Source organism: Amycolatopsis sp. NPDC051903, from assembly GCF_044452505.1.
Classification (GTDB): Bacteria; Actinomycetota; Actinomycetes; order Mycobacteriales; family Pseudonocardiaceae; genus Amycolatopsis.
The window spans coordinates 24,483-37,660 of record NZ_JBITBT010000020.1; the positions used below are offsets into that span (position 1 = coordinate 24,483).

A 13,178-nucleotide genomic window follows, 5' to 3' on the forward strand; every position below is an offset into this window, starting at 1 on the left:
GGTGGTCACGCGTCGAGCGACGGGGCCTTGCGGGTGCTGATCGCGATGCGGTTGAACGCGTTGATCATGACGGCCGCCATCACCAGGTCGGCCACCTCCTTCTCCGACCAGATCGCCCGTGCCTCCTCCCAGACGTCGCCGGGCACCCCGTCCTCGCCGATGCTCGTCACGGCGTCGGTCAGCGCCAGTGCCGCGCGCTCCTCGCGCGAGAAGAACGGCGACTCGCGCCACGCGGCGAGCGCGAACAGCCGCTGCGCGGATTCGCCGGCCTTCAGCGCGTCCTTGCTGTGCAGGTCGACGCAGAACGCGCAGCCGTTCACCATCGACGCCCGCAGCACCATCAGGTCCAGCACCGGGCGGGCGACGTGGTTCGCCGCGTAGGTGTGCAGCTCGAAGATGTTCGCGTACGCCTGCGGGGCGACCTTCTCCATCAGCATGCGCTGGCTCATTCCGGGCCCGTCCTCTCGTGTCGTTCCAGGGCGGCGAGACGACGGGGCGGGGCTCCTCCGGCGTGACGGATCGGCCTTCGAAGAGACCTGGATCACAGGGCGGTGCGCTGCGCCAGGCTCGTCCAGAACCGCAGCGCGGCCCGGTCCAGCTCCAGCGCCAGTTGCGAGGCGTGATCCTTCACGGGGTGGCGGCAGGCGATCCGGTCCTTGTGCAGCTCGACCTGCTCCGCGGCGAGCTGGGTGATGGCGGCGGGTTCGGCGAGATCGCAAAAGGCCAGCTTCAGCCACGCCACGCTCCGGATCTCACCCGGCTCCGTGCCGGGCCGGCTCAGCCATTCGCTCAGCGCCGCCCGTCCGGCCTCGGTGACCCGGTACGTCTTGCGCCGCCGCCCGGAGGTCTCCTGGACACCCTCCAGCAGGCCCTGCTCCTGCAGCTGCCCGGAGATCGCGTACAGCTGCGCGTGGGGGATGGGCCAGTACTGCCCGATCGAGCGCCGCAACTCGCGCTTCACCGCGTACGGCGTGGTCACGCCGAGCTGCGCGATCATGCCGAGCACGACGTATGCCGTCGCCGTGAGCTCCCGCGTTCCCGATGTCATCGACGTCCTCGCCCGGTCCAGTAGTCACAGTGAGACTACTCCACGACGGCGACCCGGCGAAGCGCGTGATCACGGCGGTTCCGGCACAAGTGGGTGGGCGGCGTGGCCCACGGGTGTCCGGTCCGCCTGCCGCAGCGGGCGTTCAGCCCGGCAGCTGCTGTTCCGCGCTGCACCACCACGTGGTGCGCCCGCCGACCTTGCCGCGGGCCATCGGAGCGTGGTCGCGCGGGCACTGCGCACCGGGTTTGCGAAAGGGGATCACCTTGAGCGTGTGCACCCCGCCGTGCTCGATCGCGGCCGAGACCGCGCCGCGGGTCGCGCGCAGGAGGCGGTCGACGTCGGCGCGGGCGAGGTCGTCGACGGGCAGGGCCGGGTGCACGCGGGCGCGCCACAGGATCTCGTCGGCGAGCAGGTTGCCGATGCCGGCGATCGCGTGCTGGTCGAGCAGCCGGGCCTTGATCGGCGCGGATCCCTTGGTGACGGCCTCGCGGAACTGGGCGGGCGTGACCGTCGCGGCGTCGGGGCCGAGCAGCTCCAGTTGCGGGTCGAGCGTGACGCGGCCCAGCCGGCGCGGGTCGACGAGCAGGAGCGTGCCGCCGTCCTCGAACGTCAGCGCGAACCGCGAGAAGCGGTAGTCGCCCTGTTCGCGGCCGCGCTCCCAGTAGTCGCCGCCGTCGATTTCCGTGCCGTCGGGGTCGGCGATCACGATCTTCCCGGACATGCCGAGGTGCAGGCCCAGCACGGGGCCGTCGTCGGCCGTCTCGCACCACATCGACTTGCCCCGCCGGTGCGCCGCCACGAGCTGGTGGCCGATCAGCGCGTCGCGGATCTCGCCGGGCTTGTGCGGGCGGCAGACGTAGGTGTCGGTGTCGTCCACGTCGGCGATCGTCCGATCGAGCGCCGCGCGCTCGATCACCGAACGGGCGGATTCGACCTCGGGCAGTTCAGGCACACGCGGCTCCGGGACAACGGGGGTGCGGATCAGCCGCCATTATCGGATCACGCCGCGAGGACGGCGAACACCGGGCCGGTGAGCCGGGGGAGGCGTGAGTCCGGATCGGACGGAACGTGGCTACTCCCCCTCCCCTTCAACGTATAGCGCACCCCCGGTCTTGCGGCAAGACCCCGGTGGTCCTGCAGAATCGTCGGTCTCGGCCGGGCACCGCGGGAATTCTCCGCTGCCGGCGAACATCGGAGTACGGGGGAGAAACTGTGGGTGGAACCGAGCTGGTGCTGGGTTTCCCGGAGATCGACGAGAGCCGCGCCGGCCTCGTCGGGGGCAAGGCCGCGCACCTGGGGGAGCTCTCCCGGATCGACGGGGTGCGGGTGCCGCCCGGGTACTGCGTGACGACGCACGCCTTCCGCCGGGTGCTCGGGGACTTGCCGGCGCTCGAGAGCGGGCTGGATCGCCTGGCCCGGCTGGCTCCCGGCGACCGGGACACGATCGCCACGCTGAGCGCGCGGATCCGCGAGGTCATTTCCGGCGTGGTCATTCCGGATGACCTGGCGGCCGCGCTGCTGAGCCGGCTGGACGAGGACGCGGCGTACGCCGTGCGGTCCAGCGCGACGGCCGAAGATCTGCCGACGGCCTCGTTCGCGGGCCAGCAGGACACGTACCTGAACGTCGTCGGGCCCGCGGCGATCCTCGAGCACCTCCGGCTCTGCTGGGCGTCGCTGTTCACCGACCGGGCCGTGGTGTACCGCCTGCGCAACGGGTTCGACCACCGCAAGGTGCACATGGCCGTGGTGGTGCAGCGGATGGTGCTGTCGGAGGCGTCGGGGATCCTGTTCACGGCCGATCCCATCACGTCGAACCGGAAGGTCACGAGCATCGACGCCGGTTTCGGCCTCGGCGAGGCGCTCGTTTCTGGGCTGGTGAACGCCGACAGCTACCGGGTGCGCGACGGCGAAATCGTCGAAAAGACGGTGCCGGCCAAGCGGCTCGCCATCCACGCGGTGCCGGGCGGGGGCACGCGGCAGGACGCGATCGCGCCGGAACTGCAGGAGCGGCCGGCGCTGACCGACGAGCAGGTGCTGGAACTGGAGCGGCTGGGCCGCCGGATCGAGACGCACTTCGGGCGCCCGCAGGACATCGAGTGGTGCCTGGCCGGCGGCGAGTTCCAGATCGTGCAGAGCCGGCCGATCACCACGCTGTTCCCGATCCCGCCGGCCGCCGACGAGGGCAACCACGTCTACCTCTCGGTCGGGCACCAGCAGATGATGACCGACGCGATGCGCCCGCTCGGCCTGTCCGTCTGGCAGCTGACCACGCCGCGGCCCATGGCCGAGGCGGGCAGCCGGCTGTTCGTCGACATCACCGCGGGGCTGGCGACGAAGGCCGGGCGCGCCGGGTTCCTGGAGATGATGGGGGCGTCCGATCCGCTGATGCGCGACGCGTTGCAGACGGTGCTGGACCGCGGTTTCCTGCCGGAGCCGGCCGACGGCGGGGCCGCTCCGTTGCCGTTCGGCGTCGCCGCGGAGCCGATCGAGACCGACCCGGCGATCGTCCATGAGCTGATCGCGGAGAGCAAGGCGTCGCTGGCCGCGCTCGAATCCGACATCCGGGACAAGCGCGGCGCGGAGCTGTTCGACTTCATCCTGGCGGATCTGCAGGAACTGCGGCGGCTGTTGTTCAACGCCCGCAGCCACCAGGCGATCATGGCCGGGATGGACGCGACGACGTGGCTGAACAAGCAGCTGCGGGAATGGCTGGGCGAGGACAACGCCGCCGACCCGCTATCGCAGTCCGCGCCCGACAACGTCTCGTCGGAAATGGGCCTCGCCCTGCTGGACGTCGCCGACGTGATCCGCCCGCACGCGGACGTGGTCGCGTTCCTCCGAACCGTTCAGGACTCCGATTTTCTGGCCGAACTGCCGGCCCTGCCCGGCGGGCGCGAAGCACGGGACGCGATCCGGGCGTACCTCGACACGTACGGCATGCGGTGCGTCGGCGAAATCGACATCACGCGGCCGCGGTGGAGCGAGCGTCCCGGCACGCTGCTGCCGGTGCTGCTCGGGAACATCGACAACTTCGCACCCGGCGAGGCCCGCCGCCGGTTCGACGAAGGAGCGCAGGAGGCGGCCAAGAAAGAGCAGGAACTGCTGGAGCGCTTGCAAGTTCTGCCCGACGGCGCGCGGAAAGCGGAAGAGACCCGAGCGCAGATCGACCGCTTGCGGACTTTCATCGGCTACCGCGAATACCCCAAGTACGGCATGATCAGCCGCTATTTCCAGTACAAGAAGGCGCTGCTGGCCGAAGCCGAACGGCTGGTGGCGGCCGGCGTGCTCGAGGAGCCGGAGGACATCTACTCGCTGCGGTTCCAGGAACTGCACGAGGTGGCCCGCACCGGAACGGCCGACGCCGACCTCATCCGCCGGCGCAAGGAGGAGTTCGCCGCGGACCAGGCCCTCACCCCGCAGCGCGTGCTCACCTCCGACGGCGAGACCGTGTCGGGCAGCTACCGGCGTGAGGACGCGCCCGAGGGTGCTCTGCTCGGGCTGCCGGTGTCCACGGGGACCGTCGAAGGCCGCGCCCGCGTCGTGCTGGACCTCGCAGGCGCCGACCTGGCGGCGGGCGACATCCTCGTCACCGCCTACACCGACCCCAGCTGGTCACCCGTGTTCGTCACGATCGCCGGCCTGGTCACGGAAGTGGGCGGCCTGATGACCCACGGCGCGGTCGTCGCCCGCGAATACGGCCTGCCGGCCGTCGTCGGGGTCAACCAGGCCACCCGCCTGATCCGCGACGGGCAACGGATCCGGGTGGACGGCACCACCGGCTACGTGGAACTCCTCGAGTGACGCGGCGGCGCGCCTCGCTGCCCGTTCGGCGGACGGCCCGCTGCTGGGCGAGATGAGCGTGGGCCGCCGCCCCGAGCGTCAGGGCGCGACGCGGTCCCCGTGCCGGTGTGCGACGCGCCACTCGCCGTCCTCGCGGCGGTACACCTGCGTCGCGCGCAGGGTGTAGCTGCGCGGCTCGCCGTCGACGGACGCCGTGGTGTGCTCGAAGCCGGCGGTGTAGGCCAGGTCGCCCACGACGTCGAACGCCAGGAGCTCGAACGTGTAGGACGTGCAGTGCGAGAAGCTCTTCGCGAGGTGGGTGAAGAGCTCGTCGAGCTCCGCCTGGCCGCGCGCGTTGCGCCACGCGCCCAGGACGCTGACGGGTTCGGCGCGGGACCACAGGGCCCGCCGCGGGGCCGCGTCGCCGTTGTGCAGCGCGAACTCCGCGTCGTACAGCGTGGTCTTGACCCACGCCAGGAAGTCGTCGCGGTCGGTCATCGCCTCATGATGCGCCCGTCCCCTTGGGGACGGCAGCTGCCCGTGTTTCACGCACGGCCTTCGTGTAGCTGACGACGGGGAAGGGCGTGAAGCCGAGCGCTTCGTAGAGTGCGCGGGCGGGTGCGTGGAAGTCGTCGCCTCCGGTGCCGATGGACACGACGTCGACGTCCAGGTGGCCGATGGCGTGCTCCACCAGCGCCCGCCCGAGACCCTTGCCCCGGTGCTCCGCCGCGACGGCGAGGATCTCGATCTCGCCGTGGTTCCCCTCGGCGTGCCACCCGGTGTAGCCCGCGATCTCCCCGCCGCTGCGCGCCACGGCGGCGAACCTGCCTTCATCCGGCGCGTGCAGCCCGGCGAGCAGCCGCCGGTAGTCCTCGCGCCAGCCCCCGTGCCGGTTGGCGAACACGGCGTCGCCCACCACGCGCCGGTACGACTTTTCGTAGAACGGCCCGAAAACGGCGATCGTGAGCTCGAGCAGCGCCGGCAGATCAGCGTGCTCGAGGGGACGGATGTCCATGGTGGTGCCCTTTCGCTGAGAGTACGGCTCGGACACCGTCACCCCGGCGGGCAACGGCGGATGCGTCGTCCTCTCAGCGCCGGATCCGCCCGGCGGCGCAGCATGCCACGCCCTCGACGGTAGCAAGTCCGGCGCCGCACGACGTGGTGGTTTCGGCGGGGTGGGTCAGTCTTCGTCGTCGGGCGTGGGTTCGCCGAGGCGTTCGAGTTCGAGCCACCCGGTGGTCGGGGCGCTCGCCTCGCTCGAAGCGGTCAGCCGGTAGCTCCCCGCGCGTTCGGGGACGACGTAAGGCCCGTGGACGCCGCGGGTGATCTCGCTGATGACCACCTCGCCGGTGGGCGGTTCGACCGAGACGCTGCCGAGCGTGAGACGAGGTTCTGGCGCGGCAGCGAATCGCAGCGACACCACGTCCAGCTTGCTGTCGGTACCGAGGTACGTGACGAAGCCGTTCGACACCACTGCGGCGCGCGGCTCGCCGGCCCCGGGTTCGTCGAAGACGTCGACCTGGCTGTCGCGGAAGCCGACCATCCCGCGGTCCGGGTGAACGTCGAGCGAGGACGGCAGCGGGGTCACGTGGGGATTCTGCCGCACTCGGTCGCGCCTGCCGCCACGCCGGCGAGCGCGAACGCGGCCGAAGCCGGCGTCAACACGACCAGGTCGCCCAACAGCACCGGGCTCGGCCCGCCCCGATCGGCCAGCGCGCCGAACGCCGTCACGAAGCCCGCGGCGCGCGGCGGCAAGAACCGGTCCGGTGCGACGGCGACGTCGTGGTCGGTCACGCCAGGCTGAAGTAGGCCAGGCAGCCCGCGCCGGCGATTGCGCAGTAGATCGCGAACGGCGTCAGGGTCCGGGTTTCGAAGTAGCGCACCAGGAACCGCACCGAGAAGTACGCGCCGATGCCCGCGACGAGGCTGCCCACGATCGTCGGGCCGACCGCGCCGTGCATCTCCGGCCGGGCGAGTTCCGGGATCTTGAGCACGCCGGCCGCCGCGATGACCGGGGTTGCCAGCAGGAACGCGAACCGCGCGGCGTCCTCGTGCCGCAGGCCGCGCAGGAGGCCGCCGGCGATCGTGATGCCGGAGCGGCTGATGCCCGGCAGCAGCGCGAAGATCTGGCAGGTCCCGACGGCGATCGCTTCCCACCACCCGAGTTTCGCGAGCCGGGCGTCGCTGGCCTCGTCGGCCGGCACCGGCGCCAGGGGAGCGGTGACCTCGCTCGCCGGGATCCGCCCGGTCACCGCCGGCAGCACCACCGTGGGCTCGTCGCCGGTCACGGCCGGGCGGGGCTCGGGTGCCGGCTTCCCGCGGCGCTGCAGGCGTTCGACGGTGAACAGCACCACGCCGTTGAGCGCGAGGAACGCGGCCGCGGGGATGGGGCGGCTCAGGTACTCGCGCATCACCTTGTCCAGCGCCAGTCCGGCGATCCCGACGGGGATCGTCGCGACCACGAGCAGCCACGCCAGCCGCTCGTCCGGCGTCACGATCCGGCGGTGGCGGATCGAGCCGAAGAGCGCGCCGATGATGCGCACCCAGTCGCGCCAGAAGAAGATGACCAGCGCCGCGGCGGTCGCGACGTGCATGGCCACCAGGGCGTCCAGGTACGGCGACCCGTTCGCCGACGCGTCGAGGTCGCGCGCCCAGCTGCCGCCGACCAACGCGGGTACGAGCACGCTGTGGCCGAGGCTGGACACGGGGAACAGCTCGCTGACCCCTTGCAGCAAGCCGACCACGATGGTCTCCGGGTAGGTCAAGGCAGCCATCGGCCCACGTCGTTCCTTCGCTCGGCACTCCACTGAACTTCTACATGCGCGTAGAATCTGCCGTGACTGTAGTACGAGCATGAGCGGACCGGTAGAGCACCTCCCCCGCGGAAGGGGGCTGGCGCGTCCCGCCGGCGGCGGCACACCGCGGCACCGCCGGCGGGACGGCGAATGGGGCGCGGCCGGACGGGGGTCCCGGCCGCGCCGGTGGGTGGCGACGCCGGAACGGGGGACGGCCGCCACCCGGCCGGACGCGGTGTTCCCACGGGGAAACACCGGGGTCCAGCGTCGCGCGGAGGCTGCCGCGCAACCAGTACCTCGCCGTGCCAGCGCCTGGCGGGGACAGGCTCGTTACGGCGTGGTGCCGAGGACCGCCGTCGCGTGCGCCGCCAGCGTGAGCCCCATGCCGTGCACGAGCGACACGCTCGCGCCCGGCTTCTGGCGCGCGCCGGCCTCACCGCGCAGCTGGCGGACCGCCTCGGTGATGAGGAACAGCCCGAGCATGCCCGGGTGCGTGTACGACAGGCCACCGCCGTTGGTGTTGAGCGCCAGTGACCCGCCGGGCGCGGTGTGGCCGTCCGCGACGAACGGGCCGCCCTCGCCCTTGGCGCAGAACCCGAGGTCCTCCAGCAGGATCAGCAGGCTGATGGTGAACGCGTCGTACACGTGCGCCGTGTCGAGATCGGCGTGCGTCACCCCGGCCATGGCCATCGCCCGCTGCGCGCTGTGCCGCGCCTCCGTGGTGGTGAGGTCCGGCATCTGCGAGATGTTGCGGTGGTTGGTGGCTTCGCCCGTGCCGAGCAGGTAGACGGGCGGCTTCGCCAGGTCCCGGGCCCGCTCGGCCGAGGTGAGCACCACCGCGGCGCCGCCGTCGGTGACGAGGCAGCAGTCCAATTTGTGCAGTGGGTCGGCGATCGGCGTGGAGGTCAGCACGTCCTCCACCGTGAGCGGCTTCGGGTACGGTGCGTCCGGGTTCAGCAGCGCCCACTCGCGCGCCGCGACGGCGACCTGCGCCAGCTGCTCGCTCGTGGTCCCGTACTGCGCCCGGTGCCGGTTCGCGATCAGCCCGAAGCTGCCCACCGGGTGCAGCAGGCCGTACGGTTGCTCGTAGGCGAGCCATTCGGCGTTGCTCACGAGCTTTCCGCGGTCGCTGCGCTGCGTGCTGCCGTAGCAGACGAGCGCGACGTCGCACAGCCCCGCTTCGATCGCCGCGGCGGCGTGTCCGAGGTGGGCGATGAACGAGCAGCCGCCGAGCGCCGTCGAGTCGGTGAACCTCGGGTTGATGCCGAGGTACTCGCTCATGGTGAGCGTCGGCATCGAGTAGTACGACGACGTGGTGAACAAACCGTCCACATCGGACAACGCAAGTCCGGCGTCGTCGAGCGCCCGTTTCGACGCCACGGCCGCGAGCCCGGCGGGGGAGCGGCCGTTCGTCTGGAACGGGTCGACCTCGGCCATCCCGGCGATGGCGGTCTTGCCGCGGATCGTCACTGCGTTCCCTCCTCTCGGGTGCGGGCCCGGAAGTGCGGCAGCATCGGGTCTTCGCCGAACACGACTTCGACGGGTGTGCCGACCTCGAGGGTGGCCTCACCGGTGACGTCGGCCAGCAGCCGGAACCCCTCGTCGAGGTCCACGAGCGCCAGGGTCATCGGCGTCCGGTCCGCGAAGTACGGGTGGCTCGCCCGGCGCTGCACGGTGTAGCTGTAGACCGTGCCGTGGCCCGCGGAATCCCGCAGCCGCAAGCTTTCCCCGCCGCAGTGGGGGCACACGGCGCGCAGGTAGAACACGGCCGACCCGCACGTGTCGCAGGTCTGGTAGGTCAGCCGCCGCTCGGCCGCGGCGTCGAAGTAGACGCGTTCTTCGCCGCGGGGCGTGGGTGTCGGGGGTGTGGTCATGGCTACTTGATCGCCATCGGGTTGACCGGCGAGCCGACCGCGCGGCTGAACGGCAGCGGCGGCGCGCAGAAGAAGAACTCGTACCGCCCGTCGGCGGCGCAGTCGCCGGCCAGCGTCTCCAGGTCGAAGATCTCACCGACGTAGAGGCCCATCCCCACGAGGAAAACGCAGTGCAGCGGCTGGAAGACGTCGGGCGTCTCGTTGGGCAGCACCTCCATGCCCCACGTGTCGGTGGCCAGGCCGGCGATCTCGTTGCGGGCGACCCACGGCACGCTGTCGAGGCCCATCCCGGGCGCGCTGCCCCCGGCGTAGTCGCCCCACGCGCCACGCCTTGCCTGCAGTTGTCCTGTGCGGATCAGTACGAAATCGCCCGGGCGCACCTCCACGTCCTGGCTCGCCGCGCAGCCGTCCAGGTCCGCCGACGAGATGGCGTAACCGTCCGCGAGCGCGTCGACGCCCTTGAACCGCGGCAGGTCCAGCAGCACCCCGCGGCCGGCGATGCGGTCGGCGGCCTGCGCGATGTCGTTGCGGGTGGCGCCTTTGCTGGTGACGGCGGTCGGCTGGTAGCCGTTGTACATGGTGCCGTCGAACAGGATGTGCGCCAGCGCGTCCCACTGCGTGCCCGACTGCAGCGGCATGATGATCAGGTCGTCGGTGCCACGGCAGTGGCGGTCCTTGCCGCCGTAGAAGTCGTCGACGATCGTGCCGGTCGCGATGTCGCCGCCGTCGCGGAACATCAGGTGCACCGGGTTGAAGCGGCCGAAACCGCCGCGCTGCGGGCCGTCGGCGTCGAAGGGCAGCGCGAGCGAGAACCGTTTGCCCGTCCGGATCGTGGCCGCGGCTTCGACGAGGTGCGCGGGCGTGACGTGGTTGAGCGTGCCCACCTGGTCGTCGGCGCCCCAGCGCCCCCAGTTGTTGTGCTCGGCGATGAGCGCGCGCACGGTTTCGACGTCCGGGGTGGTCCCGGCGCCGGCGGCCCGGTTCGTGGTTTCGGTGCTCATGCTTCCTCCGAGCTTCGGGACGAACCGCGGCCCGCGGTCACGGGGGCGGACAGCCGGGTGGCCGCCTCGCCGATGTCGAGGCGCTCGCCGCGGGCGTAGTCGCCGCTGCGGAGCCGGTGCTTTTCGATCTTGGCCGTCGAGGTCATCGGGATCTCGGTGACGAACTCGACGTAGCGCGGAACCTTGAAGCGCGCCAAGCGTTCCGTGCACCAGGTGACGAGTTCGTCGACGGTCGGCGCGTGTCCCGGCTGGGGGACGACGATCGCGCAGATGTCCTCGTCGAGCAGGTCCGACGGCACGCCGATCACCGCGGAGGCCCGCACGCCGGGGTGCGCGTTGAGGGTCTGTTCGACCTCCAGCGACGACACGTTCTCCCCGCGCCGGCGGATGATGTCCTTGACCCGGTCGACGAAGTAGAACCAGCCGTCCTCGTCGCGCCAGGCGCTGTCGCCGGTGTGCAGCCAGCCGTCGCGCAGGGCTTCGGCCGTGCGCTCTTCGTCGCGGAAGTAGCCGAGCATCATGGCGGCGTTCTTGAGCACGAGCTCGCCGACCTCTCCCGGGCCGACTTCGTTGCCGAGTTTGTCGACGATGCGCGCTTCGGTGCGCGGCACCGACGGGTCGGGGTGGTGGCGGGGGACGCCCATCGTGCCGGGCCGGCGCGGTTCGCCGCCGGGTTCGAGCAGGCCGTAGGTGGTCTCGCTCATGCCGAACCCGGAGATCGCCGCGAGGCCGAAGCGCTGCTCGACCTGCTCCCGGACTTCGAACGGCAGCGCCGGCACCCCGTACGCGGTGCGCACGTGGTGGTCCTTGTCCTCGGGCGACGGGTGGCTCTTGCTGAGGATCACCGCCATCGCGCCGATGTAGTTGAACACGTTCACGCGGTGCTTGCGCACCTCCGGCCAGAACCGGCTCGCGCTGAACCGCGGCGCGAGCACGAGCGCGCCCTCCGCGCCGATGGCGCCCATGGTCGAGTACGCCTGCGAGTTGATGTGGAACAGCGGGAGGCAGGCGTACACGCGATCGCCCTTCGCCATGTTCATCCAGTGCGGGTAGGCCTGCCCGGTCAGCACGTAGTTGCGGTGCGTCTGCATCACGCCCTTGGGGCGCCCGGTGGTGCCCGAGGTGTAGATGAGCGAGATGACGTCGTCGCCGCGCAGGTCCACCGCAGGCACCGCCGCCGGGCCGACCCGGTTCATCGCCTCGAGGAAGTCCGTGAACCCGCCGCCGGCGTCGCCGAGGCCGCACAGCGTCCGCAGGGTCGGCGCCGTGCGCCGGATTTCGGTGAAGAAGCCGGCGTGCTCGGGGTCCACGAGCGCCGCGACCGCCTCGGAGTGTTCGACCAGGTACCGGGCTTCGGCCAGTTTGAACCCGGTGTTCACCGCCACCAGGATCGCGCCGAGCTTCGCCAGGCCGAGCCAGGCGTGCAGGAAGCCGGGCGAATTGCCGGCCATGAACGCGACCCGGTCGCCCTTGCGCACGCCCAGGTCCCACCACACGGCCGCGGCCGCGTCGACCTTCGCCGCGAACTGCGCGTAGGTCTGTTCCTCGTCCTGCCAGATGAGGAAGGTCCGGTCGGGGTTGCGGGCTGCCGCAGCGTCGAGGAAGTCGCGGACGTTCAGCTTGTCCAGATCCACCACGTCTCCAATGTCTCGTCCACCAAGACTGTGTCTCGAAAATTGCATGCCGTGCTCGCGCTGTCAAGGCTCTGAGTGAGACACTGTCGCGAACGAACTTCGGAATTGGACGAGAAGGGGAAGGACCCGTGGTGGTTCACGAGAGCGCCGCCGTGCGAGACGGCGGCAAGGCGGGCGCCGGGCGCCCGGGCGTGCTGGACCGGGCGGTGGTGCTGGTCGAGCTGGTCGCGGCGCACGAAGCGGGGATCGGCGTGCGGGAGGCGGCGCGCCAGACGGGCATCGACCGCAGTGCGGTCAGCCGGATCCTGGCCCAGCTGGAAGAGCTCGGCTGGGTCGAGCAGACGGGGGAGCGCGGCGTGTACTCGGCGGGCTCCCGGCTGTTCTCGCTGGTCGCGGTGCTGCGCGATCGCGACAGCCTGTGGAACGCGGCGAGGCCGATCCTGCAGGACATCGTCGACCGCTACAACGAGACCTGTTACCTGGCCGTGCGCCAGCACCACCGGCTGGTGTTCCGCGAGAAGATCGACTGCGACCAGCCGATCCGCTACGTGCTGGAACTGGGCAAGCCGGTCCGGCTCACCACGGGTGCGGCCGGCACCGCGATCCTCTGCGGCATGCCGGCCGGCGAGGTCGAACTCGTCTTCGCCGAAGGGCTGGACCGGCACACGCCCAACAGCATCGTCGACGTCGGCGAGTACCGGGAAACGCTCGAGCGCGACCGGAAGCTGGGCTATTCGGTCAGCCGTGGGCGCTGGGTGCGCAACGGCGCCGGCGTCGCCACACCGTTCTTCGACGCGAGCGGGACGTGCGCGGGGTCGATCACGCTGAGCATGCCGGGCGACCGGCTCGAGCTCCTGCCGGTGGACAAGGTGGGGCAGGCGATCCTCGACGCGGGCCGGCAGCTGTCCCGGCGTCTCGGTTACCTCGGCACGTGGGGCGAATGAGTCAAGAAATCATGAGACAGTGTCTTGACTTGATCTGGTGCGGGCCACAGACTACGAGCACGCTCGGGAGTTAGCCCGCACGATCGCGAGGGATTCGCCGTG

Annotated in this window: 14 protein-coding genes; 2 read left to right on the plus strand and 12 right to left on the minus strand. The window is 71.2% G+C overall.

The window, feature by feature from the left end; translation table 11 throughout:
• Nucleotides 1-5: 5 nt before the first annotated feature.
• From ACIA77_RS32065 to ACIA77_RS32075, 3 genes are all read right to left on the minus strand, one after another.
• Complete coding sequence (locus ACIA77_RS32065) at nt 6-449, minus strand: carboxymuconolactone decarboxylase family protein (protein WP_395889757.1); 444 nt, start codon at nt 447-449, stop codon at nt 6-8.
• A gap of 92 nt (nt 450-541) precedes the next feature.
• Nucleotides 542-1,048 carry a PadR family transcriptional regulator gene (locus ACIA77_RS32070; RefSeq protein WP_395889758.1) on the minus strand — a complete coding sequence of 169 codons (507 nt, stop codon included), beginning with the start codon at nt 1,046-1,048 and terminating at the stop codon, nt 542-544.
• A gap of 142 nt (nt 1,049-1,190) precedes the next feature.
• Nucleotides 1,191-2,000: an Fpg/Nei family DNA glycosylase gene (locus ACIA77_RS32075; protein ID WP_395889759.1), complete on the minus strand. Its 810-nt coding sequence runs from the start codon at nt 1,998-2,000 to the stop codon at nt 1,191-1,193.
• A 260-nt stretch (nt 2,001-2,260) separates the two neighbouring features.
• Here ACIA77_RS32075 and rph point away from each other — a divergent pair, with 260 nt between their 5' ends.
• Nucleotides 2,261-4,849: a rifamycin-inactivating phosphotransferase gene (gene rph, locus ACIA77_RS32080; protein WP_395889760.1), complete on the plus strand. Its 2,589-nt coding sequence runs from the start codon at nt 2,261-2,263 to the stop codon at nt 4,847-4,849.
• Nucleotides 4,850-4,927: 78 nt separating this feature from the next.
• Here the strand turns inward: rph and ACIA77_RS32085 are convergent, their stop codons facing one another.
• The 9 genes from ACIA77_RS32085 to ACIA77_RS32125 all read right to left on the minus strand — a co-directional run bounded on the left by ACIA77_RS32085 (nt 4,928) and on the right by ACIA77_RS32125 (nt 12,135).
• The gene (locus ACIA77_RS32085; RefSeq protein WP_395889761.1) at nt 4,928-5,326 is read right to left on the minus strand and encodes a nuclear transport factor 2 family protein; all 399 of its coding nucleotides are present in this window, start codon (nt 5,324-5,326) and stop codon (nt 4,928-4,930) included.
• A 4-nt stretch (nt 5,327-5,330) separates the two neighbouring features.
• A complete protein-coding gene (locus ACIA77_RS32090; RefSeq protein ID WP_395889762.1) occupies nt 5,331-5,843 on the minus strand; it encodes a GNAT family N-acetyltransferase in 513 nt (170 codons plus the stop codon).
• Nucleotides 5,844-6,008: 165 nt separating this feature from the next.
• Nucleotides 6,009-6,416, minus strand: a complete 408-nt coding sequence (locus ACIA77_RS32095) for a hypothetical protein (protein WP_395889763.1) — start codon at nt 6,414-6,416, stop codon at nt 6,009-6,011.
• Nucleotides 6,413-6,622 carry a hypothetical protein gene (locus ACIA77_RS32100; protein WP_395889764.1) on the minus strand — a complete coding sequence of 70 codons (210 nt, stop codon included), beginning with the start codon at nt 6,620-6,622 and terminating at the stop codon, nt 6,413-6,415. Before ACIA77_RS32100 ends, ACIA77_RS32095 begins: the two co-directional genes overlap by 4 nt.
• A complete protein-coding gene (locus tag ACIA77_RS32105; protein ID WP_395889765.1) occupies nt 6,619-7,602 on the minus strand; it encodes an undecaprenyl-diphosphate phosphatase in 984 nt (327 codons plus the stop codon). The genes ACIA77_RS32100 and ACIA77_RS32105 overlap by 4 nt, the downstream gene beginning before the upstream one ends.
• A gap of 351 nt (nt 7,603-7,953) precedes the next feature.
• On the minus strand, nt 7,954-9,093 hold the full coding sequence (locus tag ACIA77_RS32110; protein WP_395889766.1) for an acetyl-CoA acetyltransferase: 1,140 nt from the start codon (nt 9,091-9,093) through the stop codon (nt 7,954-7,956).
• The gene (locus ACIA77_RS32115; protein ID WP_395889767.1) at nt 9,090-9,497 is read right to left on the minus strand and encodes a Zn-ribbon domain-containing OB-fold protein; all 408 of its coding nucleotides are present in this window, start codon (nt 9,495-9,497) and stop codon (nt 9,090-9,092) included. Before ACIA77_RS32115 ends, ACIA77_RS32110 begins: the two co-directional genes overlap by 4 nt.
• Nucleotides 9,498-9,499: 2 nt before the next feature.
• Entirely contained in the window at nt 9,500-10,498 is a 999-nt protein-coding gene (locus tag ACIA77_RS32120) for a cyclase family protein (RefSeq protein WP_395889768.1), read from the minus strand.
• Nucleotides 10,495-12,135, minus strand: coding sequence for an AMP-binding protein (locus ACIA77_RS32125; RefSeq protein ID WP_395889770.1), 1,641 nt, complete (start codon nt 12,133-12,135; stop codon nt 10,495-10,497). The genes ACIA77_RS32120 and ACIA77_RS32125 overlap by 4 nt, the downstream gene beginning before the upstream one ends.
• 128 nt (nt 12,136-12,263) lie before the next feature.
• Here ACIA77_RS32125 and ACIA77_RS32130 point away from each other — a divergent pair, with 128 nt between their 5' ends.
• Nucleotides 12,264-13,076, plus strand: coding sequence for an IclR family transcriptional regulator (locus ACIA77_RS32130; RefSeq protein WP_395889771.1), 813 nt, complete (start codon nt 12,264-12,266; stop codon nt 13,074-13,076).
• Nucleotides 13,077-13,178 lie beyond the last annotated feature (102 nt).